Below are 25,334 nucleotides of genomic sequence, written 5' to 3'. Positions count from 1 at the left end.
ACTGCTTTCCGCTGGTTTGCATACGGGCGGGGGGGGGGGGGCCCCCCGCCCGGGCCGCGGGGAACTGCGCGACCAGCTACAGCGGACCCGCAGTTGCCGGACCGGGCTTCCGGCCGGGCGCCTAGCTCAGCCGCTCGATCTTTTGGCCGCGCTGAGCCTCGCCTCCGCTGCGGGCAGGTGCCGCCTTCGTTCCTCAGGCGACCCCTACCCTCCGCTGCGGCTCAGCTCAGCCGCTCGATCACCATCGCCATGCCCTGCCCGCCGCCCACGCACATCGTCTCCAGACCGAACTGCTTGTCGTGGAACTGCAGCGAGTTGATCAGCGTGCCCGTGATGCGGGCACCCGTCATGCCGAAGGGGTGGCCCACCGCGATCGCGCCGCCGTTGACGTTCAGCCGGTCGAGATCGATGCCCAGGTCCCGGTAGGAGGGGATGACCTGCGCGGCGAACGCCTCGTTGATCTCGACCAGGTCGATGTCGCCGACCGCGAGCCCCGCCCGGCGCAGCGCCTGCTTGCTCGCCTCCACCGGCCCGTAGCCCATGATCTCGGGGGACAGCGCCGAGACGCCCGTCGAGACGATCCGGGCGAGCGGGGTCAGGCCCAGCTCCTGCGCCTTGGTGTCGGACATGATCACCACGGCCGCCGCACCGTCGTTGAGCGGGCAGCAGTTGGCCGCGGTGATCCGGCCGTCCGGGCGGAAGGCGGGCTTCAGGCCCTGGACGCCCTCCAGGGTGACGCCCGCGCGCGGGCCGTCGTCCGTCGAGACGACCGTGCCGTCGGGCAGCGTCACCGGGGTGATCTCGCGCTCCCAGAAGCCCTTGGCGATGGCCTGCTCGGCGAGGTTCTGCGAGCGCACGCCGAACTCGTCCATGTCCTGCCGGGTGACGCCCTTGAGCCGGGCCAGGTTCTCCGCGGTCTGGCCCATCGCGATGTACGCGTCCGGGACCAGCCCGTCCTCGCGCGGGTCGTGCCATCCCACGCCGCCCTGCTCGGCGCGGGCGGCCGTGCGGGCCTCGGCGTCGGCGAAGAGCGGGTTGTGGGTGCCCGGGATGCCGTCGGAGGAGCCGTTGACCGAGCGGGAGACCATCTCGACGCCCGCCGAGATGAAGACATCACCCTCGCCCGCCTTGATCGCGTGCAGCGCCATCCGGGAGGTCTGCAGCGACGAGGCGCAGTAGCGGGTGATCGTGGTGGCGGGCAGGTGGTCCATGCCCATCTGCACGGCCACGATGCGGGCCAGGTTGTGGCCCTGCTCGCCGCCGGGCATGCCGCAGCCGAGCATCAGGTCGTCGATCTCGCGCGGGTCGAGCTGGGGCACCTTGGCGAGGGCCGCCTGGATGATCGTGGCGGTCAGGTCGTCCGGGCGCAGTTCCTTCAGCGAGCCCTTGAAGGCCCGGCCGATGGGGGAGCGGGCGGTAGAGACGATCACGGCTTCGGGCATCACGGCTCCCAGGGTGCGCAAAAGGCAGGACTCTCCGGGAAGTTACCCGTACGTAGCGGTCTGGTCACGGCCTCGCCGCTGTGATGCGGGCCTCTTTCGCGGGTGCGTTCCCGGAGGGCGCGCGGGCCTCAATTGTCGCTCGGCCGGAACCCGGGCGTCGGCGGCTGGGACGGGCGCATTCCGCGCACCGTCCGGGGCTGGGCCCGCCGCCGCGCCGCCGGTTCGGCGTGGCCGGGCAGCCGGCGCCGCTTGCGGTGCTTGAGCAGCGCCCAGCGGCCGCGGGCCACCGACACCTCGGTGCCGCCCTCGGCCGCCGCCTGGGCGGCGGCCCGGGCCACCGGCAGGATGCCCTCGCGGCGCGCGGCGTCCGGCCGCTCCTCGTCCTCGGGCCACAGGCCCAGTGCGGCGCACAGCGTCGGCAGGACGGCCATGGCCGCGGTGGCGTAGCCCTCGGCCGAGGGGTGGTAGTTGTCCGGCCCGAACAGCTCCCGCGGGTTCGACGCGAACTCCGGCCCCAGCAGATCGCCCAGCGAGACCGTGCGCCCGCCCGCCTCCAGGACCCCTATGGTCTGCGCGGCCGCCAGCTGGCGGCTCATCCGCCGGGCCAGCCAGCGCAGCGGCTGGTAGACGGGCTCGATGGTGCCCAGGTCCGGGCAGGTGCCCACGACGACCTCGCAGCCGGCCTCGCGCAGCCTGCGCACCGCCTCCGCCAGCAGCCGCACCGAGCGGGCGGCCGGCACCCGGTGGGTGACGTCGTTGGCCCCGATCATGATCACGCAGACGTCGGGGACCCGCTCCGGGTCGGCGAGCAGCAGCGTGACCTGCCGCTCCAGGTCGTACGACTGTGCGCCGGACAGCGCCACGTTGTGCAGCTCCACCGGGAGCTCGGCCACTGCGGCGAGCCCGGTGGCCAGCAGGGCGCCCGGCGTCTGCCGCGGCCGGTGCACGCCCTTGCCGGCGGCAGTGGAGTCGCCCAGCATGCCGAGCAGCAGGGGCGGGTTCCCCAGCCTGTGGACGAAGGCCGAGCCGTAGCGCCCGTCCGCCTGCGGCGGGGTGTCCCCGCTGCCGCCGACCACGCGCTTGGCCAGTGCCACCTCGGTGAGCAGCACGCCCAGCACGGCCCCGCCGAGCAGGCCGGCGCCCCCGCCCCCGTACGCCGCCGCCGCTGCGATCCGCCGTGCTGCCCTCGCCCTCGACCTGGACATCGGCAGGCCTCCTCCACCGTCTCCGGGGCACGGAAATCCGTGCCCGGAAGCCCGTTTCACAAAGGCTTCATGAAAGCTTCACGAATGTGGTGCTCCCCTTTGCAGAGGCGCACTACCAGCAGGTTGCCCCGCCTGCAGTCGAACGCAACGCGCCACTAGTGCAGTCGGACGCGCAATAGGCTGGGCTTACGGGCACGCGACGACCGCTAGTGCCCCCTGACCGCGGAGATCACCGTGCAGTATCACGATTCGATGATTGAGCTCGTCGGCAACACCCCGCTGGTGAAGCTCAACAGCGTGACCGATGGCATCGAGGCCACCGTGCTTGCCAAGGTCGAATACTTCAACCCGGGCGGTTCCGTGAAGGACCGCATCGCCGTGCGCATGATCGAGGCCGCCGAGAAGTCCGGCGAGCTGAAGCCGGGCGGCACGATCGTGGAGCCGACCTCCGGCAACACGGGTGTGGGTCTGGCGATCGTGGCCCAGCAGAAGGGCTACAAGTGCATCTTCGTGTGCCCGGACAAGGTCTCCACGGACAAGATCAACGTGCTCCGCGCCTACGGTGCCGAGGTGGTCGTCTGCCCGACCGCGGTCGACCCCGAGCACCCGGACTCCTACTACAACGTCTCCGACCGCCTCGTCCGTGAGACGCCCAACGCCTGGAAGCCCGACCAGTACAGCAACCCCAACAACCCCCGCTCCCACTACGAGTCCACCGGTCCGGAGCTGTGGGAGCAGACCGACGGCAGGATCACCCACTTCGTCGCGGGCGTGGGCACCGGCGGCACCATCAGCGGCACCGGCCGCTACCTGAAGGAGATCAGCGACGGCAAGGTCAAGGTCATCGGCGCCGACCCCGAGGGCTCGGTCTACAGCGGCGGCTCCGGCCGGCCGTACCTGATCGAGGGCGTGGGCGAGGACTTCTGGCCGAGTGCATACGACCGGACGCTGGCCGACGAGATCGTCGCGGTCTCCGACAAGGACGCCTTCCAGATGACCCGCCGCCTCGCCAAGGAGGAGGGCCTGCTCGTCGGCGGCTCCTGCGGCATGGCGGTCGTCGCGGCGCTGCGGGTCGCCGAGAAGCTCGGCCCGGAGGACGTCGTGGTCGTGCTGCTGCCGGACAGCGGCCGCGGCTACCTGAGCAAGATCTTCAACGACGAGTGGATGGCGGACTACGGCTTCCTGGAGGAGGGCCCCGCCACCGCCCGCGTCGGCGACGTGCTGCGCCGCAAGGACGGCGGCCTGCCGTCTCTGGTGCACATGCACCCCGAGGAGACGGTCGGCGAGGCCATCGAGGTGCTCCGCGAGTACGGCGTCTCGCAGATGCCCATCGTCAAGCCGGGCGCGGGGCACCCCGATGTGATGGCCGCCGAGGTCGTCGGCTCGGTCGTCGAACGGGAGCTGCTGGACGCGCTGTTCGCCAGCCGGGCCTCGCTCTCCGACCCGCTGGAGAAGCACATGTGCCCGCCGCTGCCGCAGGTCGGCTCGGGCGAGCCGGTCGCCGACCTGATGGCCGTGCTGGGCAAGGCGGACGCGGCGGTCGTGCTGGTCGAGGGCAAGCCGTCCGGCGTGGTGAGCCGGCAGGACCTGCTCGCCTTCCTCGCCGAGGAGAACGGCGCCAAGTAGCCGCGGGCTCCGGTCCGTTGGCGGTGCACCGTTCGCCATCTGCCGGTCCGTCAAAGGTACGTATGTGTCACGTGCTCGCAGCACGGACTTAACAAGCGACCGGCATATTGGGGGAGTCGGCGGGACCTCCGGAGCGGCTCCCGGACTCTGGCCGTCCTGCGGGGGCCGCCGCCGTCCCGACCCCGGCCGCCTTTCCGGCCTGGGTGCGGCGGCCTCTGCGCCCTGTACGGGGGCGCCCCGAAGGGGCGCGGGGCTGTTGACATATGCGGCTCCGCCGCGTGGGCGCGACCAGCCACGACGCGCCTGCAGGCGAAGTCCCGGGGCTTACGGGGCGCTGCCGCACCTGGGGCGAAGCCCCGAGTTGTACGGTCACAGGACCCGCACCTCTCCGAAGGAGCACCTGTGACCGTTCCCTTGCTGACGTCCCTGGCCCGGCCCGGTCAGGACGACCGCCCGGACGCCCTCACCATCGCCGGGCAACCGTGTTCACGGGAGCAACTCCTGGGAGCCGCAAGCGCGGTGGCGTCCCGTATCGCCGGTGCCAAGTCCGTCGCCGTCCGGGCGACGCCGAGCGTGGAGACCGTCGCCGCCGTCGTGGGCGGGCTGCTGGCCGGGGTGCCCGTGGTGCCGCTGCCGCCGGACGCCGGGCCCGCCGAGCGCGAGCACATCCTGCGCGACTCCGGCGCCGAGCTGGTCCTCGGCGCGGACGTGCCCGTCGACATACGCGAACAGGGCTCCTGGACGGGCGCGGAGCCCGGCCCCGCGTCCACCGCCCTCGTCCTCTACACCTCCGGCACGACCGGCGCCCCCAAGGGCGCACTGATCCCCCGCGCGGCGGTCGCCGCGTGCCTGGACGGGCTCGTGGACGCCTGGCAGTGGACGCCCGAGGACACCCTGGTGCACGGCCTGCCGCTGTTCCACGTCCACGGCCTGGTCCTGGGCGTGCTGGGCGCGCTGCGCACCGGCTGCCGGCTGGTGCACACCGGGCGGCCGACGCCGGAGGCGTACGCGGCCGCGGGCGGCAGCCTGTACTTCGGGGTGCCGACCGTCTGGTCCCGCGTCGTGCGCGACCCGGCCGCGGCGCGGGCGCTGAGCGGGGCGCGGCTGCTGGTGTCGGGCAGCGCGGCGCTCCCCGCGCCCGTCTTCCGGGGCCTGGAGGAGCTCACCGGGCAGCGGCCCGTGGAGCGTTACGGCATGACCGAGACCCTGATCACCGTCTCCGCCCGCGCCGACGGCGAGCGCCGCCCGGGCGCCGTGGGGCTGCCGCTGCCGGGCGTCCGGACCCGGCTGGCGGCGACGGAGGGCGGCATCGGCGAGCTGGAGGTGAGCGGGCCGACGCTGTTCGCCGGCTACCTGGGCCGCCCGGAGGCGACGGCCGCCGCGTACACCGCCGACGGCTGGTTCCGCACCGGCGACATCGCGGCCGTCGACGAGGACGGCACCCACCGCATCGTGGGCCGCGCCTCCACCGACCTGATCAAGTCCGGCGGTTACCGCATCGGCGCGGGCGAGGTGGAGAACGCGCTGCTCGACCACCCGGCGGTCAGCGAGGCGGCGGTGGTCGGGGTCGCGCACGAGGACCTCGGCCAGGAGGTCGTCGCGTACGTGGTGGCCGACGGGGTCGGCGAGCGGGAGCTGATCGACTTCGTGGCCGGGCACCTGTCCGTGCACAAGAGGCCGCGCCGCATCCGCTTCCTGGACGCGCTGCCGCGCAACGCGATGGGCAAGCCGCAGAAGAAGCTGCTGCCGCCGCTGTGACGCACCCTGTCCCGGCCTGCATAATTTCATGCAGGCCGGGACAGAACTGAATGACCGAGGAGAGCCGATGAGCGACACCGGGGCCACGGCGCGGCTGCAGAAACTCTTCGAGGGGCACAGGCTGACGCCGACGCAGCGGCGCATCGCCCACTGCATGGTGCGGCGTGCCGCCGACGCGCCGTTCCTGTCGAGCGTGGAGCTCGCCGAACTGGCCGGCGTCAGCCAGCCGTCGGTGACCCGCTTCGCGGTGACCCTCGGCTTCGACGGCTACCCGGCGCTGCGCCGGCACCTGCGGGACGTCGTACCGGCCGCCGCGGGCGCGGCGGCGGACTCGTACAACGAGTACCAGCAGGCGGTGCACGCCGAGATCGACAACCTCCGCCACCTCGCCTCGCTGCTCGCCGACCCGGAGCCGGTCGCCCGCGCGGGGCGGCTGCTGGCCGCGTCCCGGCCGCTGCCGGTGCTCGGGCTGCGTGCCGCCGGGGCCCAGGCGGGCGGCTTCGCCTACTTCGCGCGCAAGGTGCACCCGGACGTCCGGCTGCTCGACGAGGGCGGCACGCTGCTCGTCGACCGGATCGACGCGGCCGTACGGGCGGGCGCGAGCGCACTGCTGTGCTTCGCGCTGCCGCGGCACCCGCGGGAGGTCGTGGAGGCGCTCGCGTACGCACAGGGTGCGGGGCTGACGGTCGTCACCGTCGCGGACTCCACGTTCGCTCCCGTGGCGCGGTACAGCGAGGTGCTGCTGCCCGCCGCTGTGGGGACGGGGCTGGCCTTCGACACGGCGTGCGCGCCGATGCTGCTGGGGCGGGTGCTGCTGGAGGCGATGTGCGATGCGTTGCCTGATGCTCAGGCGCGCTTGGAGGAGTTCGACGTGCGGGCCGTGGCTCGGGGGTTGTTCGTCGACTAACGGTGTGTTGTGGTTGCTCGCGCAGTTCCCCGCGCCCCTTCGGGGCGCAGCTCCGGGAAGCCGCCCAGCAAGTGGTCGTCCTTGCCTCGCAGGACGCGGTCCAGGAATGACACGACAGCCGCCCTCGTCGCGGCAACTGCCCGCTCCGGGCGTACCGTTCCCACGTCCTTCCGCAGGACCTCGCGCGAGGCGGCGCCCGGCAGCAGTGCCGCCGCGTCCGTGTACGCCCCGTGCCGCGAGCCGAGCAGCGTCACGTCGCCGTGCCACCCGCGCGAGTGCCGCCACAGCGATGCCCACGACGGCTGGCGCCGGTACGAGCCCGAGTCGGGGCTCTCCGTCCCCATGAGGAGGAACGGGCGGTCGACCCCGTCCCGGGCCACGCTGCCCGGCTTGCCGTCCGGGAACGCCAGCGTCCCGTCCATGTCGACCGCGGCACCGATCCGCCGGTCGTCGTGCATCGCCTGCAGCGCGGTGAAGCCGCCCGCGGAGTGGCCCGCCATGGCGATGCGGTGCAGGTCCATCGCGTCCGTCAGCGTGCGCGGCAACTCGGGCCGGGGGTGCGGCCGGTGGCCGTCGAGCACGTCGAGGACGAAGCGGGTGTCGTCCACCCGGGCCGTCATCGCCTTGCGGAGCACGGCACTCGGGTCGGTGCCGTGCTGCTGCGCCAGGGCGGGCAGCCCGGACTCCGCGAGCCGGCCGCCGCCGTGGCGGCCGGGACCGGTGCCGGTGAGGAGCACCTCGGAGGAGTCGTAGGTGTGGTCGACCGTGACGACCACATAGCCGCGGGAGGCGAGCTCCTCGACGAGCGAGGTGTTCCACGTGCGCGGGTCGCCCAGCCCCGCGGAGTACAGCACGACGGGCCGCACCCGGGTGCCGCGCGCGACGGGTGCGTCCACGACGGCGTGCGTCCGCGTGGCGGCCCAGTCGACGCTTCCGGCGGGCACGCCGTAGTTGAACACCCCCGCGCCCCTCGCCGAGCCGAAGTGGGCGGCGGAGAGGGCGTCCATGTGCGGGGCGATGCGCTGCGCCGTGCGCCACTGCGCCCGCGCGGCCGGGTACCAGAAGCTGACCATCACCTGGCGGGATCCCCGCTCCGGGTGCCAGGGGTCCGGGCGCGCGGTGTCGGTCAGGTGCCGGGTCGTCGTCCCGACCGGGTACGGGCCGGTGGGGGCGGGCAGCGGTGACGCTGCCGCTGTGGCCGCTGTGGCCGCCGCCGCGTGGGCGGTGGGGGTGAAGGCGCTGGCGAGCCCCGTCAGGGCCAGCACGCCGGCTGCGACGAGCGCTCGTCGGCGCAGGGCGCGCTGCTGGTCCGGCACCGGCATGGCGTGGGTCCTTCCGCTCGTCTGATACGACGAGAGTAGGGATCGGGCGGCCTCGGACTCGTCACACGACGGGGCCAAGTCCCGTGTGATACCGCGGTATGACTCCGAGTGGGCTAGCCAGACGCCCCTTACGGGCCCCGCCACTCAGCCCGCTCTCAGAAACCCCCACTACCCTTCCGCACCGGAATCCCGATCCGGAACGAGGAGGTCCGAACGTGACCGGCGGCAGCAAGTACGCATTGGCACGGGTAGCGGTGATCGTCCGGGCGCCCGCCGCCCGGCTCTGGTGGTCCGGGCTGCTCGGCGCCGGCATCGGCGCCTTCGTGCCGGGGTTCACCGGCCTCCGCATCGGCGCCCTCGCCGGTGCCGCGCTGTTCCTGGTCGCGGCCGCCGGCGCCTTCGCCGTACGCCGCAAGCGCTACGCGGAGCTCGCGCGCGGCGCGTCCCGGGCCGGGCGGGCCGTCTTCCTCCAGGACCGCGCCGTCACCGCGCGGAACTGGCGCCGCGCCCACCGCTGGTGGCTCGCCCTGGGCTTCCTCGCCGCCGTGGGCTCCTCCTTCGCGCTGCCGTGCGCCGTCGGCCTCGGCCTGGCCGGGGCCGGTGCCGGGCTGTGGGCGAAGGCCCGGTGGCTGGGCACCCTGGAGCGCCGCGACGAGGTGCTGCTGTGGGTGCGCACCGAGTGGGCCCACGCGAGCCCCGCCGCCCCGCGCGTGACCGGCTACCTGACCACCGGGCTCGCCGCGGGCGATGCCGCCCCCGGCGGTGCGAAGGTCACCGCAGGGCGGTGAGACCCGCCGCGTGCGCGGCGCCCCCCTCGGCAACCAGTTCGGCGAGTGTCTGCGGCGAGCGGACGGTGACGAACCGAGCGGTCTCTCCTTCTGCGGCCGTGTAGCCGTAAACCCCCGGCCGGGGGAGCGTGTTGTACGCGTAGTGGTGTGCGAAGTAGTACGCGCCGGTGTCGAGCAGCGTGACGTGGTCGCCCGCCTCCAGCAGCGGCAACGGCCGGTCCACGGCGACCAGGTCGCCGGCGAAGCAGCACGGCCCCGCCACGTCCTGGGCCACCGCCCCGCCCGTCTTCGGCAGCCCCTGCGCGTCGTACGCGGCCACCCGCAGCGGCCACGACTCCGGTGCGAACACCGTTCGCACGGCCAGCTGCGCCCCCGCGTGGGTCACCGCGATCCGGCGGCCGCCCGCCGACTTGGCGTACTCGACGCGGGCCAGCACCATGCCGCTCTTGGCGAGCAGCGCCCGGCCGAACTCCGTCACCAGGCCGTAGCGTCCGTCGAACAGGCCGGGGACGGTGCCGGCCAGCAGCCGGGCGTAGTCGTCGAAGGTGGGGATGACCTCGTCGGAGGAGAAGTTGACGGGCAGTCCGCCGCCGATGTCGAGCGTCGCGATCTGCTGCCGCCCGGCGGCCGCGTTGACCTCCTCGGCCAGCTCGTACACGGCCCGCACACCCTCGGCCATCAGCTCGGGAGGGCACCCCTGCGAGCCGACGTGGGCGTGCAGCCGCGTGAGCCAGGGGCGCTCCGCGCAGGCGCGGAGCAGCCATGCGCGCGCCCCTTCGTCGCGCAGCGCGACGCCGAACTTGGACGTGGCGGTGGCCGTGCTCAGCGCGCCGATGCTCCCGCCGCCGACCTGCGGGTTCACCCGCAGACCGAGGGTGGAGGAGGTGGGGGCCGACTGTACGAGCGCATCCAGCCGCACGAGCTCCTCGCGGCTGTCGGCGTTCACGGCGATGCCGAGCGCGAGGGCCTCGCGCAGCTCGGCGCCCGTCTTGGCGGGGGAGTCGAGCACCGTGCGGGCGGGGGACGCCCCCGAGGCCCGGGCGAGGGCGAGTTCGCCGGGGCTGGCGACCTCGCAGCCGAGGCCCTCGTCGGCGAGGAGACGGAGGACGGGGACGAGCGGGGCGGCCTTGACGGCGAAGGTGTGCAGAATGCGGGTCGCTCCGAGGGCACTGAATGCCTCGCGCAGCGTTCGGGCGGCGTCGCGGATCGCGTCCACGTCGAGGAACCCGGCGACGGGCTGCTGCGGCCCGACGATCCCCTGCCGCACGGCGTGCCTGACGGCACGGTCCCGCCGACTCTCCACGGCTGTCATGCCCCGACTGTGCCACGGGGCCCCGTCAGGGGCGCGGGGAACTGCGCGACCGGCCAAGGCCGGCCTGCAGCCGATGCACCACCCCAGGGGTCCGGGGCGGAAGCCCCGGGACTTCGACTGCAGGCGCGCCGTGGCCGATCGCGCAGTTCCCCGCGCCCCTGACGGGGCACACCACCCCGCGGTGTTGACCCGCCCGCCGCGAGGCGGCTAGCTTCGCGGCGGTCCACAGGGAACGGCGGTGCGATTCGTGCGCGTTCTACGGCAGGACGTTCGTTCAGACGCTCAGTGCGAGCGCGAAGGCGCCGACGTCGTGGTCATCGGCGCCGGCATCGTCGGCGCGGCCTGCGCCGAGGCGCTCGGGCGGCGCGGGGTGGGCGTGCTCGTCGTCGACCGGGGGCCGGCCGTCGGGGAGACCACCGCCCGCAGCGAGGGCAACCTGCTCGTCTCCGACAAGCCCCCCGGCCCCGAACTCGCCCTCGCCCAGGCCTCCTTGCGCCGCTGGCCCGTACTCCTGGCCGCGCTGCGCGAGGAGCTCGGGCCCGGGCGCGCCGCGTGCGAGTACGAGCCCAAGGGCGGGCTCGTCGTCGCCACCGGCGAGGACGCCGCCGCCGCGCTCGGCGACGCCGTCTCCGCCCAGCGCGCCGCGGGCGTCGAGGCGCACGACCTCGCGCCGGGCGAGGCGGCCGCGTACGAGCCGCACCTCACACCGGACGTCCGGGCCGCCGTGCACTATCCGCAGGATGCCCAGCTGCACCCCGTGCTCGCCGCGACCGCGCTGCTCGCCGCCGTACGAGCCCGGGGCGGCGGGGTCCGTACGGGAGTGAGGGCGCTCGGCGTCGAGACCGGGGCGGGCGGCAGGGTCACGGCCCTGCGCACCTCCGACGGGCGGGTGCCGTGCAACGCGGTCGTCAACGCGTGCGGCCCGTGGGCCGGCCGCTTCGCCGAGGCGGCCGGTGCGCCGCTGCCCGTGCTGCCCCGGCGCGGCACGGTCCTGGTCACCGGCCCGCTGCCGCCGGGCACCGTGCGGCACAAGGTGTACGACGCGGGGTACGCGGCCGCGGTCGGCAGCGGGGACGCCGCGCTGCGCACGGCGGCCGTGATCGAGGCGACCCCGGCCGGGACGGTGCTGATCGGATCCAGCCGGCAGCGCTGCGGCTTCGACGGGACCCTGCGCCTGGAGGTGCTGAGCGCCCTGGCGCGCGGCGCGGTGCGGCTGTTCCCCGTGCTCGCGGACGTCCCGGTGGTGCGCGCGTACGGCGGCTTCCGCCCGTACACCCCCGACCACCTGCCCGTCATCGGCGAGGACCCGCGCCTGCCGGGCCTCTGGCACGCGACCGGCCACGAGGGCGCCGGTGTCGGCCTCGCCGCGGCGACCGGCGAACTCCTCGCCCAGCTGCACACCGGCGAGCCCCCGCTCACCGACCCCCGGCCGTTCCGGGTGGCCCGCCCGGGCCTGGGCTTCACGGGCCTCACGGGCTTCACGAAGGAGAACCCATGCCCCTGACCGTTCACGTGGACGGCGCTCCGCACCCGGCCCGCCCCGGCCAGACCGTGGCGGCCGTGCTGCTGTCGACGGGCCGCGTGTCCTGGCGGGAGACCCGCCACGGGGGCCGCCCGCGCGGCGTGTTCTGCGGCATCGGCGTCTGCTACGACTGCCTCGTCACCGTCAACGGCCTTGCGGGCGTGCGGGCTTGCAGACGCGAAGTCCGCGAGGGCGACCGGATCGAGACCGCCTCGCCCGCGGCGGGCCGGGGAACACAGGGCGAGCCGTCGGCCGCCGATGCGCCGCGCGCCGGGGCACCGGGCAGGGACGTGCCGGGCGCCATTCCGCAGCCGAGCGGATGGCCGGGGGCGTCGTCCCCCGATGCACCGGCTGCGCCGCCTGCCGGGCAACTCGGCGGGCGGCCGGGCGATATGCCGCAGTCGGGCCGGGACACGGGGGCGTCGCCCGGGTCCGCCGTTCCCCCGCCGGCGGGGGAGACACCGTCCGCGCCCCCTCCCGACGACCCGCCGGGACGGCCCGCCGGCACCGGGAGCGGTGCGTGAGCGGCTTACCGCCGCGCGTCGTCGTGGTGGGGGCCGGGCCCGCCGGGGTGCGGGCCGCGTTGAGCGCCGCTCGCGGGGGCGCCCGGGTGGTGCTCGTCGACAGCGGGGAGCGCATCGGCGGGCAGTACCACCGGCAGCCCGCGGTGGGCGCCGGGTCGCGTCGCGCGCACCCGCTGGAGCGCGCTGTCACCGCACAACCGCGCATCGAGCACCTGGCCCGCGCCACCGTCTGCGCGCTCGAACCGGGACCGCACACCGGCAGCCATCTCGTACACCTCCAGCAGGGCCCCGCCGACGCCGCCGGGCTGCCGGTCCGTACGCTCCTGGCCGACGCGCTGGTGCTGTGCACCGGCTCTTTCGACCGTGCGCTGCCCTTTCCCGGCTGGGACCTGCCCGGCGTCGTCACGGCCGGGGCCGCCCAGGCGCTGGCCAAGGGGCAGCGGCTGGCCGTCGGCCGGCGCGCGGTGCTCTCCGGGACGGGCCCGTTCCTGCTGCCGGTCGCGACCTCGCTGCTCGGGGCCGGGGCCCGGGTGCTGGGCGTGTACGAGGCCGGCACCCCGGCCCGCTGGCTGCGCCGCCCCCTCGTGGCACTGTTCGACGGAGGCCCCGTCAGGATGGCCGAACTCGCCGCATACGCGGTCGAATTGGCCCGGCATCGCGTCCCGTACCGCACCCGCCGCGCAGTCGTCGCGGCGCACGGTGACGGCCGCGTCGAGGCGGTCACCGTCGCCCGCCTGGACGCCCACTGGCGCATCGTCCCCGGCAGCGAGCGCATCGTCGCGCCCGTGGACGCCGTGTGCGTCGGCTACGGCTTCACCCCGCAGCTGGAACTTCCCCTCGCCGCGGGCTGTGCCGTGCAGGACGGCCACGTCGTCGTCGACGCCCGGCAGGCCACCTCCGTGCCCGGCGTGTACGCGGCCGGGGAGCTCACCGGCATCGGGGGAGCGGCCGCCGCCGCGGCCGAGGGCGAACTGGCGGGCCTGGCCGCCGCGTCGGACGCCACCGGCGGCTCCGGCCCCGTGCGCGCCGCTGCCGCCGCTGCGCGCGTCCGCTCCGGCCGCCGCTTCGCCGCCGCGCTCGCCTCCGCCCACCCGCTGCGCGACGGCTGGTCGACCTGGCTGAGCGAGGACACCTGCGTCTGCCGCTGCGAGGAGGTCACGTACGGGCAGCTGTGCGAGGCCGTCCTGGGGCGGGGCGCGGACGGGATGCGGGCCGTGAAGCTCACCTGCCGGGTCGGCCTCGGGGCGTGCCAGGGCCGGGTGTGCGGGCGCAACGCCGCCGACCTGACGGCCGGCCTGCTCGGACACCCGCCCGCCGACCCGCTCGCCGTGGACCGGCGCCCCCTGGCCCACCCCGTCCGGCTCGCCGACCTCGCCGGTCCTGCCGGCCCGGCGGACGACGAACCGGAACCCCCACCTGTTGACTAGCGCTATTCACCGGCCCAAGATGTGCAGTGTTCTATTCAGAACGCCCATCGAGGCTGGGAGGCAGGGCCCCATGTCAGGACCGCGACCCGTGCGAGCACCGCGAGGCACCGAGCTGAGCGCCCGGGGGTGGCAGCAGGAAGCCGCCCTGCGGATGCTGCAGAACAACCTCGACCCCGAGGTCGCCGAGCACCCCGACAAGCTCGTCGTCTACGGCGGCACGGGCAAGGCGGCCCGCGACTGGCGCTCGTTCGACGCGATGGTCCGCACCCTGCAGACGCTGAAGCAGGACGAGACCATGCTCGTGCAGTCCGGCCGCCCGGTCGGCGTGATGCAGACGCACGAGTGGGCCCCGCGCGTCCTCATCGCCAACTCCAACCTCGTCGGCGACTGGGCCAACTGGGAGGAGTTCCGCCGCCTGGAGGCCCTCGGCCTCACCATGTACGGCCAGATGACGGCCGGTTCCTGGATCTACATCGGCACCCAGGGCATCCTCCAGGGCACCTACGAGACCTTCTCCGCCGTCGCCGCAAAGAGGTTCGGCGGCACCCTGGCCGGGACGATCACGCTGACCGCCGGCCTCGGCGGCATGGGCGGCGCCCAGCCGCTGGCCGTCACCATGAACGACGGCGTCGCGATCTGCATCGACTGCGACCCGCGCGCCATCGAGCGCCGCATCGAGCACCGCTACCTCGACGTCAAGGCCGACTCCCTCGACCACGCCCTGCACCTGGCCGTCGAGGCGCGCGACGCCCGCCGCCCGCTGTCCATCGGCGTCCTCGGCAACGCGGCCGAACTCCTCCCGCAGCTGCTGGCGATGAACGCCCCCATCGACATCGTCACGGACCAGACCAGTGCCCACGACCCGCTGGCCTACCTGCCGATCGGCGTCGACTTCGACGACATGGCCTCCTACGCGGCCGACAAGCCCGCCGACTTCACCCTTCGCGCCCGTGAGTCCATGGCCAAGCACGTCGAGGCCATGGTCGGCTTCCAGGACGCGGGCGCCGAGGTCTTCGACTACGGCAACTCCATCCGCGGCGAAGCACAGTTGGCGGGCTACGAGCGCGCCTTCGCCTTCCCCGGCTTCGTCCCCGCCTACATCCGGCCCCTGTTCTGCGAGGGCAAGGGCCCCTTCCGCTGGGCGGCCCTGTCCGGCGACCCGAAGGACATCGCGGCCACCGACCGCGCGATCCTCGACCTCTTCCCCGAGAACGAGTCCCTGGCCCGCTGGATCAAGATGGCCGGCGAACGCGTCCACTTCCAGGGCCTCCCCGCCCGCATCTGCTGGCTCGGCTACGGCGAACGCGACCGCGCGGGCGAGCGGTTCAACGACATGGTGGCGAGCGGCGAACTGTCCGCGCCCGTCGTCATCGGCCGCGACCACCTCGACTGCGGCTCGGTGGCCTCCCCGTACCGCGAGACCGAGGCCATGCTCGACGGCTCGGACGCGATCGCGGACTGGCCGCTCCTCAACGCGATGGTGAACGTCGCCTCCGGCGCCTCCTGGGTCTCCCTCCACCACGGCGGCGGCGTCGGCATGGGCCGCTCGATCCACGCGGGCCAGGTCACGGTGGCGGACGGCACACCACTGGCCGGCGAGAAGATCCGCCGCGTGCTGACGAACGACCCGGGCATGGGCGTGATCCGCCACGTGGACGCGGGTTACGAGGCCGCTGACGCGGTCGCGGAGGCCCGAGGCGTCCGTGTCCCCATGCGCGAGGGTGAGCAGGCGTGAGTACCGAGCAACCGCGCCCTGTCAGGGGCGCGGGGAACTGCGCGACCAGCCACAACGGACCCGCACCGTCCTTCCACGAGATGTGGCACGACCTGCTCCCGATCGGCCGCAACGCGGCCACGGGCGGCTATCGCCGCTACGCCTGGACCGGCGCCGACACCGACTGCCGCACCTGGTTCCAGGCGCAGGCCGAGCGCCGCGGCCTCGCCTACGAGGTGGACCGCAACGGCAACCAGTGGGCCTGGCTGGGCGACCCGGCCGCCGGCGACGCCGTCGTCACCGGCTCCCACCTCGACTCCGTCCCCGACGGCGGCGCCTTCGACGGCCCCCTCGGCGTCGTGTCGTCCTTCGCCGCCCTCGACGAGCTCCGCACCCGCGGCGCGCAGCCGCACCGCCCCCTCGCCGTCGTCAACTTCGGCGACGAGGAGGGCGCCCGCTTCGGCCTCGCCTGCGTCGGCTCCCGGCTGACCGCCGGACAGCTCACCGTGGAGGCGGCCCACGCGCTCCGCGACGCAGACGGGATCACCCTCCCGCAGGCCATGGAACGCGCCGGCTACGACCCGGACGCCATCGGCCCCGACCCCGAACGCCTCGCCCGCATCGGCGCGTTCGTCGAGCTGCACGTCGAACAGGGCCGGGCCCTGGCCGACACCCCGCACGCAGTGGGCGTCGCGTCGGCGATCTGGCCGCACGGCCGCTGGCGCTTCGACTTCCACGGCGAGGCCAACCACGCCGGCACCACCCGCATCGAGGACCGCCGCGACCCGATGCTGACCTACGCCAACACCGTCCTCGCCGCCCGCAAGAAGGCCCGGCTCGCCGGCGCCCTGGCCACCTTCGGCAAGGTGAGCGTCGAGCCGAACGGCGTCAACGCCATCGCCTCGCTCGTCCGCGGCTGGCTGGACTCCCGCGCCGCCGACGAGGAGACCCTCGCCGAGGTCGTCGCCGCCGTCGAACAGGCCGCGGTCGAGCGCGGCGAGCGCGACGGCGTGGACGTGCGGGTCACCCGGGAGTCCTTCACCCCCGTCGTCGAGTTCGCCCACGGCCTGCGCGACGAGCTGGCCAAGATGCTCGGCGGCGCACCGGTCCTGCCCACGGGCGCGGGCCACGACGCCGGTATCTTGTCCGGCACCGTCCCCACCGCCATGCTCTTCGTCCGCAACCCCACCGGGGTCTCGCACTCGCCCGCCGAGACGGCGACCGAGGACGACTGCACGGCCGGAGTGACCGCACTCGCCGACGTACTGGAGGGCCTCGCGTGCCGGTGACCGCGACCGAGACCGTGACCTACTGGGCCGAGCACGCCTGGCTCGACCCCGTGGTCGAGTCGGGCGTGGCCGTCGACGTGGCCGACGGCCGCATCACGGCCGTCCGCACCGACGTGCCCGCCCCGCCCCCGGGAGCGGTGACCCTGCGCGGGCTCACCCTCCCCGGGCTGGCCAACGCCCACTCGCACGCCTTCCACCGCGCCCTCCGCGGCCGCACCCAGGTCGGCTCCGGCACCTTCTGGACCTGGCGCGAGGTGATGTACCAGGCGTCCCAGAACCTCACCCCCGACACCTACTTCACCCTCGCCCGCGCCGTCTACGCCGAGATGGCGCTGGCCGGCATCACCTGCGTCGGCGAGTTCCACTACGTCCACCACGCCCCCGGCGGCACGCCCTACGGCGACCCCAACGCCATGGGCGAGGCCCTGACCGAGGCCGCAGCCGCAGCCGGTATCCGCATCACCCTCCTCGACACCGCGTACCTTTCATCGGGCTTCGGCGAGCCTCCCGACCACCACCAACTGCGCTTCTCCGACGGCACGGCGGACGCCTGGGCCGACCGGCTCTCCGCCTTCAAGCCCGCCGACGGCGGCCACGTCCGGATCGGCGCCGCCGTGCACTCCGTGCGCGCCGTGCCCGCCGACGGACTGGCGACCGTCGCCGCCTGGGCCGAGGAGCGCGAGGCCCCCCTGCACGTCCACCTCTCCGAGCAGACCGCCGAGAACGACGCCTGCCGCGCGGCGCACGGCTGCACCCCGGCCCGGCTCCTCGCCGACCACGGCGTCCTCGGCCCGCGCACCACCGCCGTGCACGCCACGCACCTCACCGACGAGGACATCGCCCTCCTCGGCGGCTCCGGCACCGGCACCTGCATGTGCCCGACCACCGAGCGCGACCTGGCCGACGGCATCGGCCCCGCCGTCGCCCTGCAGCGCGCAGGCTCCCCCCTCTCCCTCGGCAGCGACAGCCACGCCGTGATCGACCTGCTCGAAGAGGCCCGCGCGATGGAGCTGAACGAGCGCCTGCGCACCCGCACCCGCGGCCACTGGACGGCGGCCGCCCTGCTGCGGGCCGCCACCGCCGACGGCCACGCCGCCCTCGGCTGGTACGGGGCGGGCCGGCTGGAGGCGGGCGCGCTCGCCGACTTCACCACGCTGGCACTGGACTCCGTCCGCACCGCGGGACCGCTGCCCCGGCTCGGCGCCGAGACGGCCGTATTCGCCGGGACCGGAGCGGACATCCGGCATACGGTGGTCGGCGGCCGGCACGTCGTCCGCGACGGGGTCCATCAGCTCGTCCCGGACGTCCCCCACGCCCTGGCCGAGGCGATCGCAGCGCTGACCGACGGACACTGAAGCTGAAGCCGAAGGCGGAAGAAACCACCCCGATGACGACAGCAATCACCAACATCAGCAGTCTCGTCACCAACGACCCCTCCCTCGGTGCAGGCCCGCTCGGTCTCGTCCAGGACGCGGCGGTCGTCGTCGACGGCGACCGCATCGCCTGGGTCGGTGAGTCCAGGAAAGCACCCGCCACTGACAACGCCGTCGACGCGGCGGGCCGCGCCGCCCTCCCCGGCTTCGTCGACTCCCACTCCCACCTCGTCTTCGCGGGCGACCGCACCGCGGAGTTCAACGCACGGATGTCCGGGCAGAGTTACAGCGCGGGCGGCATCCGCACCACCGTCGCCGCCACCCGCGCCGCCACGGACGAGGAGCTGGAGGCCAACCTCCTGCGCTACGTCCGCGAGGCGCTGCGCCAGGGCACCACGACCCTGGAGACCAAGTCCGGCTACGGCCTGACCACCGCCGACGAGGCCCGCGCGCTGCGCATCGCCGCCGCCCACCTGGACGAGGTCACGTACCTGGGCGCCCACATCGTCTCCCCGGATTTCGCCGACGACCCGGAGGCCTACGTCGCCCTCGTCACCGGCGAGATGCTCGACGCCTGTGCCCCGCACGCCCGTTGGGTCGACGTCTTCTGCGAGAAGGGCGCCTTCGACGGCGACCAGGCCCGGACGATCCTGGAGGCCGGCCGGGCCCGCGGCCTGACCCCGCGCGTCCACGCCAACCAGCTCGGCCACGGCCCCGGCGTCCAGCTGGCGGTGGAGCTCGGCGCGGCCTCCGCCGACCACTGCACGCACCTGACGGACGCGGACGTCGACGCGCTGGCGGGCAGCGACACCGTGGCCACGCTGCTCCCCGGCGCGGAGTTCTCCACGCGGGCCCAGTGGCCGAACGCGCGCCGCCTCCTGGACGCGGGCGCGACGGTCGCCCTGTCCACGGACTGCAACCCCGGCTCGTCCTTCACCAGTTCCGTGCCGTTCTGCATCGCGCTGGCAGTGCGGGACATGGGCATGACGCCGGACGAGGCGGTGTGGTCCGCCACGGCGGGCGGCGCGGCGGCGCTGCGCCGCACGGACATCGGCCGCGTGGCACCGGGCGCCCGGGCGGACGTGCTGCTCCTGGACGCCCCGTCCCACGTCCACCTGGCCTACCGCCCGGGCGTCCCGCTGGTCTCGGCGGTCTGGCAGCGGGGCGTACGGGTGGTGTGACGCTCGGGGCGCTCCAAGGCAACGAGGGGCATGGCCCGGCCCGCCTGCAATGCCCGTTCCCGGAAGGCGCCGAAGCCGGGATCGGCGGCGATCTGGCGGGCCCACAGCGCGTCGTGCTCGGCCTCGTCGACGAGCCGGGCGCGCGCCGCGTAGCGCTCCTCGCCCACTTCGACGGTCACGTCGTCGGGTGCCGCCATCGCATTGCGGAACCAGGCGGGTGCGGTGGGTGCGCCGCCGTTGGACGCGAAGACGACGAGCCGCTCGCCGTCGGGCAGATGCACCAGCGGCGTCGTCCTCGGCAGCCCGCTGCGCGCGCCGCGCGTGGTGAGCAGCAACAGCTTCACACCTGCGAACTGCCCGCCGACGCGGCCTCCGTTGCCCCGGAACTCCTCGATGACGCGGAGGTTGAAGGGGTTGCTGTTGTTGGCGGGATCGGTGTTGCTCGACATGGCCCCGACGCTAGGTTCTGACATCAATGTGAAGGTCAAGCCCGAGCGGCTGGGGACAGGATGACGAACAATCGGAGCAGACCCGCGTTACCGGCGGTGCGCAACCGGCGGCGGATCGAGGGACGGTCGGCGCGCGTCAGCCGCCGGGTGGGGACGGTGGCGACCGTCCTGGCGGGGACGGGCGTGCTGAGCCTGGTGCTGTACGCGTCCCGGTGCCGGGAGCCGCTGTCCGTCATGGGCACCGGCCTGCTCGTCACCGGAGCGGTCACCGTGGTCGGGGCAGGAGTGGGCTTCCTGTTCGGGGTGCCCCGCGCTCTGGCGGCTCAGCGCGAGGACGGCGACCCGCCCAGGGAACCCCGGCTCGCCTACGCGGCCAACACCAACCTGGAGCAGGTCTCGGACTGGCTGACCAAGCTGCTCATCGGGGCTGGACTCACGCAACTCGGCACGCTGGCCCGCCTGTTCAAACGACTCTGCAGGGACCTGGCCCCGAGCTTCGGCGCGCGGACCGACAGCGCGGTCTTCGCCGGAGCGCTGGTGGTGGAGTTCCTCATACTGGGCTTCCTCAGCGGCTGGCTCGTCACCCGGCTGCTCCTCGCCTCGGCGCTGTCCGAGGCGGACAGCAAGGCGCTCCACAGCTTCGTGGAGGCCGAGAATATGTCCCACCGCGGAGAACACGACGAGGCGGACACTCTGCGGGCCCTGGCCCTGGAGCAACTCGGTTCTCCGCAGCGGGAAGCGCAGCGCTATGACGACCTGCGCCGGCGCATGCCGTCGGGCAGCCATCGCACCACTCAGCTGCAGGCGCTGGTCGACGCCGCCAGGGCCTCGGCCCGGGAGTCCGGCCTCGGCCCGGAGCAGGTGCGGGAATTCTTCGGCCGGGGAGGCGAGGGCGAGCGCGTTTATGCACTCGCCCTCATGCAGGGTGCACCGGACTCCGGGCACCTGGATGCCGTGCTGGATTCCCTCGTCCGGGCCCGATCGGCCTTCGAGCAGTATCAGGCCTTGGTGGCTGCGGAGTTGCTGACGCCGTACTTGGCGCAATCGGACCGCAGCCGACTGGCCATGGCGTTACGTACGCAACTGGCTCCCGGCGGCTTCGTCGGTCGCTCGCCGGAGCGCAGCCGGCTGGCCGAACGGATCCTGCGGGTGTTGGAGGGGGCAGCAGACGGCGGGGAACCCGGCGTCTGACCGGCTTCGGTCAGCAAGGCTGTACGCGAGTGAGGATGCAGTGCGGCTCGTCCGCGTAGGACAGCACGGCGTATTCGGCGACCCCTAAGGACCCATCAGCGCCGAGGGGTACTCGGCGTAGCTCAGGCCATTTGGCCGAGGCCGTGTGGCCAGGCACTTCACCCCGGGTTTCGTTGATCGTGACGGTGAGGGCGAGGATTGCGCTGAAGAGGGCAGGGGCGATGGTGGGCGCAGCCAGCAATTGCGCGACTTCATCGGGCAGAAGGCAGGGCCAGCCCTCTTGGTGGTCGTGCTCAGTCAGTGGGGAGCCCCCGGGCCTTCCTGTGGGCGAGGACGTCCTCGACGGTGGTCGTGGGCAGGGTGCCCTCCAGAGCGGCTTCGCGGATGCGATCGGCATTCGGGTCCGTGTCGAGCATTGCTTCGCACCACCAGCGGCGCAGTACGGCTTCGGCTTGGTCGAGTGGGGCTTCGCCGAACTCGCGGAAGAACTCCATACGACGCGAGCCCTGAAGGGCGTTGGCGATTCCGTCGTAATTGCGGGGCACCCGCTCGGGTTCCGGTGAGTGGGGGTGAATGGGGTGTGCGGTCATGGTGGTGGACCTCCTGACGCCTGCCTTCTCCGCCACGGTAATGGGTTTGTGCGCGCTGATGCAGCCGTTCACGCCGCCCCGCCCGCCGCTTGTCGGCAGTCCCGGCAACGGCCCGGCTCCGCAGCGCGGAAGACGCGTTCGCAGCCGCCGCAGGTGTGGAAGGGGAGGGGACGTGCCGGGGTGGTCGACGGCGGCTCCGAGGGCGCTTCCGGCCGTGCCGGCAGCGTCGGCGGCAGCCAGTCTGTGAGGCGGTAGGAGAGCAGGCGGGCGGGCCAGGGGATGGCGCCCGTCGGCAGTCCCGCGGTCAGAGTGCGGGTGATCTGGCGGGGGCCGATGCCGCGGTCGAGCCAGGCTCGTACGCCGGGCGAGAGGCGGCGGACGTCCTTCTCCGAGAGCCACAGCCGCGGGTCGCGGCGGCGCAGCCCGGCGAGCAGCTCTGCCGCGGGCGGGTCGGCGGGCGGCAGAGGAGCGGTCTTCTCCGGGGCGTCCGCCCGGCGCGGCTTCCGGGGCGGCGGCATCAAGTCGGCCGGGGCGCCGGGACGTTCGTACCAGCTGGTCCGGGTCACCACCCGGCCCGCGTCGGTCCGTACACGCTTCCGCTCCAGGTACCCCGCCGTCTCCAGCTCCCGCAGCGCCCGCGCGATGACGATCTCGCCTTCGCGGAAGCGCCGGGTGAGGTCCTTGATGCCGATGCGGGCGCCGTCCGGCAACGACTGGATGTAGACGCCGATGCCGATCGCGACGGCGGACAGGTCGGGATGCTGGGCGAGGTGGTTGCCCACCACGGTGAAGTTCGTGTCGTGCCGGTGTCGGATGTGCGTGACTCCGGCTCGCGGTACGTCGGCGCACGCCGAGGCGTGCGCGATAGACTGCGCATCAGTCATTGGGAAGGTCTCGTCTTCCTGGATGATCAGGCCCTCGATCGGGAAGCCACTCCCGGCCGGGGGCCGTCGTCTGTCTGAGGTTGTGCCGCGAACGTACCGTGCCGCCGCCCGCATCTGCCACGCAGTCACCTGATGGAGTGACGTGCGCCGGGTTGGTGGGGTTTGGTTCTCTTCCAGTTCTTCAACGGGGCGTCGTGCCAGGCCGGTTCGCGGACAACCGTGTCGTGGGCGACTCGATCCGGCCGGGCGTCGGTGACCGGGGTTCTGTCCCTCTTGTGGGCGATGGTGCATCGCGTGTGTTTCGAACTACCTTCAAAGTCATGAGCGCCGAGAACGCCGCTGTGAACTTCTCCGAGCTGGTGAACAAGAACAAGCAGACGCTTGCCCGGCTGAAGGAGACGCCAAGGTTGCTCTTGCGTCGCAGGGACGGGGAAGACTTGGTCCTCACGACTGCGGAAAGAGCGGAGCAGGACCAGACCGTGGTGTCGGCCGCCACGCGGATGCTCGTCGCGATGGCCCGGCATGAACCCGGCAGCATGGAGCTGCTCCTGGACATACTGCCGGATGCCTTCCCATGGGTTCGCTTTCTCCCTGACTCCGATGTCCATGCCTTTGCCGTCGAGCTCGTCGACACCATGCGTGCCGGGGAATCCATCGCCAACAGCTCAGTCGTTGCCCAGATGCTGATCGCGTGGCAGCACACGGCCGAGGCACACGCGGATCCGGATGTCCGAGCAGCCCTGATCAAGGATCACGACGAGGACTACGGACCTGTGCCCGAGCCCAGGGAGGTTGTGTGACTCCCGCACGTGGAGACAGGGTTGCACCTCCTGCGCCGGACGATGAATGGGAAGTCCGGTTCGCTGACGCGGCATCGGCCAAAGGCTGGGAGTCTTTGGCTAAGCAGTTTCGCCAGAACACCTACCGTGCCTGGATCACCATGCGCACCGATCCGAGACCGCCGATGGAGACGCAACGTCACCATCGCTTGAAGGGAATCTTTGCGCACAGCTCCCACCGTGGGCAGATATGTGAGCAGTGGCAGATCGAGGTGACCGGCGGGGGACGCATCTGGTACCTCGCGGACACCTCTCGCAGAACTTGCTGGATCACCTATGCGGGCACGGCGCATCCACGAGCGACGGATCGCCGGTAGCAGGAGGCCGGCGTTGTGTCGGCCAGGAAGCATCCCAGAAACGTCTTGTGCCGCAGAGGAAGTCCTCTGCGGCACAAGACAAAAGCAGCCCGGAAGTCCGTCCCCCCGGCGGGTTCGAGATCTACTCCTCCGTCAACAGCCCTCGCCGCAGCTTCACCAGCGTCCGCGACAGCAGCCGTGACACGTGCATCTGGGAAATGCCCAGCTCCTCGCCGATCTCCGACTGCGTCATGTTCGCCACGAAGCGCAGGGAGAGGATCCGCCGGTCCCGGGGCGGGAGTTCGGCGATGAGCGGCCTGAGCGACTCGACGTATTCGACGCCTTCGAGGCTGTGGTCCTCGTAGCCGATACGGTCCGTGAGGGCACCCTCGGTGTCGTCCTCCTCCGTCTGGGCGTCCAGCGAGCTCGCGGTGTACGCGTTGCTCGCGGCCATGCCCTCGACGACCTCGTCCTCCGACAGGCCCAGGCGTTCGGCCAGTTCGGCGACGGTGGGGGAGCGGTCGAGGCGCTGCGCCAGCTCGTCGCCCGCCTTGGCCAGGTCCAGCCGGAGCTCCTGGAGGCGGCGCGGGACGCGCACCGACCAACTGGTGTCGCGGAAGAAGCGCTTGATCTCGCCGATGATGGTCGGCATCGCGAAGGTCGGGAATTCGACGCCGCGGCTGAGCTCGAAGCGGTCGATGGCCTTGATCAGGCCGATGGTGCCGACCTGGATGATGTCCTCCATCGGTTCGCTGCGGGTGCGGAACCGGGAGGCCGCGAACTTCACCAGGGCCAGGTTGAGTTCGACGAGTGTGTTGCGTACGTACGCGTATTCGTGGGTTCCCTCTTCGAGCGATTCGAGGCGTGCGAAGAGAGTCTTGGACAGCGCCCTTGCGTCGACCGCCCCGATTTCCTCGCACGGAGGTATCTCGGGGAGCCCGGCGAGACCGGGGTCGCTCTGCTCGGGCGGGATTGTCGACGACGCGGTCTCCCGAAGGTGATCGGGACGCTTTTCGTCGAGCCGGGGTGACATGGTCTCCTCCATCATTCTCGGCATAAGGCAGCCGATGCCGTGACCTTTTGCTGCGGTTTGCGGCGCCTCCAAAGCCGTCCGTGGTGGATGTCCTCCTCTAGCCCTACCGGTCTTTGCTGTGCGATGGCAAGTGCGCATTGTCCCGATATGACCGGCTATGCCGGAACTTCGGCTTCCGGAGTGCGTATGGAAGGCGTAGGGTTCCACGGAGCGTCACGCGCGCGCGGCACACCACGAAGGGATGCGCATGGACTGCGGTAAAGCCGGCAGTGCGAGCAGGGGTCGGCTGAAAGTCGAGTTCCGGCATCTCGGGAGAAGCGCGGTCCTGACGCCCGCAGGTGAGCTCGATCACCACACGGCGGATCTGCTGCGCGAACTTCTGGAGAAGAGTGTCGAGGACGGCACTCCGCGCATCGTCGTCGACTGCTCGCAGCTCGAATTCTGCGATTCCACCGGACTGAACGTGCTCCTGGGCGCCCGGCTCAAGGCCGAGGCCGCCGGCGGTGGCGTCCACCTCGCCGCGATGGGGTCCGTCGTCGCCCGTGTCTTCGAGATCACGGGCGCCGGGGCCGTATTCACCATCCACGACACGCTCGATGCGGCGCTCGTCGACTGACGGCGCTCTGCGTATCGGATCCCTTACTCTCCATCGCTGTCGCTTC

Annotated in this window: 22 protein-coding genes; 14 read left to right on the top strand and 8 right to left on the bottom strand. The window is 73.1% G+C overall.

All coding sequences use genetic code 11. From position 1 onward, the window contains the following. Positions 1-221: 221 nt before the first annotated feature. Entirely contained in the window at positions 222-1,442 is a 1,221-nt protein-coding gene (locus tag ACWD4B_RS15165) for an acetyl-CoA C-acetyltransferase (protein WP_451421150.1), read from the bottom strand. A 128-nt stretch (positions 1,443-1,570) separates the two neighbouring features. Beyond that, positions 1,571-2,647 carry an SGNH/GDSL hydrolase family protein gene (locus ACWD4B_RS15160; protein ID WP_451421147.1) on the bottom strand — a complete coding sequence of 359 codons (1,077 nt, stop codon included), beginning with the start codon at positions 2,645-2,647 and terminating at the stop codon, positions 1,571-1,573. 234 nt (positions 2,648-2,881) lie between these two features. Between ACWD4B_RS15160 and ACWD4B_RS15155 the strand changes: the two genes are divergently transcribed. The 3 genes from ACWD4B_RS15155 to ACWD4B_RS15145 all read left to right on the top strand — a co-directional run bounded on the left by ACWD4B_RS15155 (position 2,882) and on the right by ACWD4B_RS15145 (position 6,938). Continuing rightward, positions 2,882-4,273, top strand: coding sequence for a cystathionine beta-synthase (locus tag ACWD4B_RS15155; RefSeq protein ID WP_451421146.1), 1,392 nt, complete (start codon positions 2,882-2,884; stop codon positions 4,271-4,273). 402 nt (positions 4,274-4,675) lie between these two features. Further along, complete coding sequence (locus tag ACWD4B_RS15150; RefSeq protein ID WP_451421145.1) at positions 4,676-6,031, top strand: acyl-CoA synthetase; 1,356 nt, start codon at positions 4,676-4,678, stop codon at positions 6,029-6,031. A gap of 67 nt (positions 6,032-6,098) precedes the next feature. Next, positions 6,099-6,938, top strand: coding sequence for a MurR/RpiR family transcriptional regulator (locus ACWD4B_RS15145; protein ID WP_451421144.1), 840 nt, complete (start codon positions 6,099-6,101; stop codon positions 6,936-6,938). On the opposite strand, the gene ACWD4B_RS15140 is transcribed toward ACWD4B_RS15145, so the two are convergent. After that, positions 6,935-8,260 (bottom strand): alpha/beta hydrolase, encoded by a 1,326-nt coding sequence (locus ACWD4B_RS15140; RefSeq protein WP_451421143.1) that lies wholly within the window; start codon positions 8,258-8,260, stop codon positions 6,935-6,937. The genes ACWD4B_RS15145 and ACWD4B_RS15140 overlap by 4 nt on opposite strands. Positions 8,261-8,475: 215 nt before the next feature. Here ACWD4B_RS15140 and ACWD4B_RS15135 point away from each other — a divergent pair, with 215 nt between their 5' ends. Beyond that, positions 8,476-9,048, top strand: coding sequence for a hypothetical protein (locus ACWD4B_RS15135; RefSeq protein WP_451421142.1), 573 nt, complete (start codon positions 8,476-8,478; stop codon positions 9,046-9,048). On the opposite strand, the gene ACWD4B_RS15130 is transcribed toward ACWD4B_RS15135, so the two are convergent. After that, positions 9,032-10,360 (bottom strand): diaminopimelate decarboxylase, encoded by a 1,329-nt coding sequence (locus ACWD4B_RS15130; protein WP_451421141.1) that lies wholly within the window; start codon positions 10,358-10,360, stop codon positions 9,032-9,034. The two genes, ACWD4B_RS15135 and ACWD4B_RS15130, sit on opposite strands and share 17 nt — an antisense overlap. Before the next feature lie 310 nt (positions 10,361-10,670). Here ACWD4B_RS15130 and ACWD4B_RS15125 point away from each other — a divergent pair, with 310 nt between their 5' ends. From ACWD4B_RS15125 to hutI, 7 genes are all read left to right on the top strand, one after another. After that, positions 10,671-11,864: an NAD(P)/FAD-dependent oxidoreductase gene (locus ACWD4B_RS15125; protein ID WP_451421140.1), complete on the top strand. Its 1,194-nt coding sequence runs from the start codon at positions 10,671-10,673 to the stop codon at positions 11,862-11,864. Beyond that, positions 11,855-12,406 carry a (2Fe-2S)-binding protein gene (locus ACWD4B_RS15120; protein WP_451421139.1) on the top strand — a complete coding sequence of 184 codons (552 nt, stop codon included), beginning with the start codon at positions 11,855-11,857 and terminating at the stop codon, positions 12,404-12,406. The genes ACWD4B_RS15125 and ACWD4B_RS15120 overlap by 10 nt, the downstream gene beginning before the upstream one ends. Continuing rightward, positions 12,403-13,833 (top strand): FAD-dependent oxidoreductase, encoded by a 1,431-nt coding sequence (locus ACWD4B_RS15115; RefSeq protein ID WP_451421138.1) that lies wholly within the window; start codon positions 12,403-12,405, stop codon positions 13,831-13,833. Before ACWD4B_RS15120 ends, ACWD4B_RS15115 begins: the two co-directional genes overlap by 4 nt. 70 nt (positions 13,834-13,903) lie before the next feature. After that, positions 13,904-15,568, top strand: a complete 1,665-nt coding sequence (gene hutU / locus ACWD4B_RS15110; protein WP_451421137.1) for a urocanate hydratase — start codon at positions 13,904-13,906, stop codon at positions 15,566-15,568. An 80-nt stretch (positions 15,569-15,648) separates the two neighbouring features. Continuing rightward, positions 15,649-16,836: an allantoate amidohydrolase gene (locus tag ACWD4B_RS15105; RefSeq protein ID WP_451421149.1), complete on the top strand. Its 1,188-nt coding sequence runs from the start codon at positions 15,649-15,651 to the stop codon at positions 16,834-16,836. Further along, on the top strand, positions 16,833-18,191 hold the full coding sequence (locus ACWD4B_RS15100) for a formimidoylglutamate deiminase (RefSeq protein ID WP_451421148.1): 1,359 nt from the start codon (positions 16,833-16,835) through the stop codon (positions 18,189-18,191). Before ACWD4B_RS15105 ends, ACWD4B_RS15100 begins: the two co-directional genes overlap by 4 nt. A 32-nt stretch (positions 18,192-18,223) precedes the next feature. Continuing rightward, entirely contained in the window at positions 18,224-19,390 is a 1,167-nt protein-coding gene (gene hutI / locus ACWD4B_RS15095; RefSeq protein WP_451421136.1) for an imidazolonepropionase, read from the top strand. On the opposite strand, the gene ACWD4B_RS15090 is transcribed toward hutI, so the two are convergent. Continuing rightward, complete coding sequence (locus tag ACWD4B_RS15090) at positions 19,330-19,839, bottom strand: nitroreductase/quinone reductase family protein (protein ID WP_451421135.1); 510 nt, start codon at positions 19,837-19,839, stop codon at positions 19,330-19,332. The two genes, hutI and ACWD4B_RS15090, sit on opposite strands and share 61 nt — an antisense overlap. 60 nt (positions 19,840-19,899) lie before the next feature. On the opposite strand from ACWD4B_RS15090, the gene ACWD4B_RS15085 reads away from it, so the two are divergent. Further along, positions 19,900-21,030: a hypothetical protein gene (locus tag ACWD4B_RS15085; RefSeq protein WP_451421134.1), complete on the top strand. Its 1,131-nt coding sequence runs from the start codon at positions 19,900-19,902 to the stop codon at positions 21,028-21,030. A 293-nt stretch (positions 21,031-21,323) separates the two neighbouring features. Here ACWD4B_RS15085 and ACWD4B_RS15080 read toward each other — a convergent pair whose 3' ends face one another. After that, on the bottom strand, positions 21,324-21,620 hold the full coding sequence (locus tag ACWD4B_RS15080; protein ID WP_451421133.1) for a hypothetical protein: 297 nt from the start codon (positions 21,618-21,620) through the stop codon (positions 21,324-21,326). Positions 21,621-21,688: 68 nt separating this feature from the next. Beyond that, positions 21,689-22,504, bottom strand: coding sequence for a hypothetical protein (locus tag ACWD4B_RS15075; RefSeq protein WP_451421132.1), 816 nt, complete (start codon positions 22,502-22,504; stop codon positions 21,689-21,691). 320 nt (positions 22,505-22,824) lie between these two features. Here ACWD4B_RS15075 and ACWD4B_RS15070 point away from each other — a divergent pair, with 320 nt between their 5' ends. After that, complete coding sequence (locus ACWD4B_RS15070; RefSeq protein WP_451421131.1) at positions 22,825-23,304, top strand: hypothetical protein; 480 nt, start codon at positions 22,825-22,827, stop codon at positions 23,302-23,304. A 477-nt stretch (positions 23,305-23,781) separates the two neighbouring features. On the opposite strand, the gene ACWD4B_RS15065 is transcribed toward ACWD4B_RS15070, so the two are convergent. After that, complete coding sequence (locus ACWD4B_RS15065) at positions 23,782-24,672, bottom strand: RNA polymerase sigma factor SigF (RefSeq protein ID WP_451421130.1); 891 nt, start codon at positions 24,670-24,672, stop codon at positions 23,782-23,784. A 247-nt stretch (positions 24,673-24,919) separates the two neighbouring features. Between ACWD4B_RS15065 and ACWD4B_RS15060 the strand changes: the two genes are divergently transcribed. Further along, on the top strand, positions 24,920-25,288 hold the full coding sequence (locus ACWD4B_RS15060) for an STAS domain-containing protein (protein WP_451421129.1): 369 nt from the start codon (positions 24,920-24,922) through the stop codon (positions 25,286-25,288). Positions 25,289-25,334: the final 46 nt, after the last annotated feature.

It is taken from the genome of Streptomyces sp. NPDC002536, from assembly GCF_053594995.1.
This window is presented reverse-complemented; position numbering and strand designations above follow the sequence as displayed.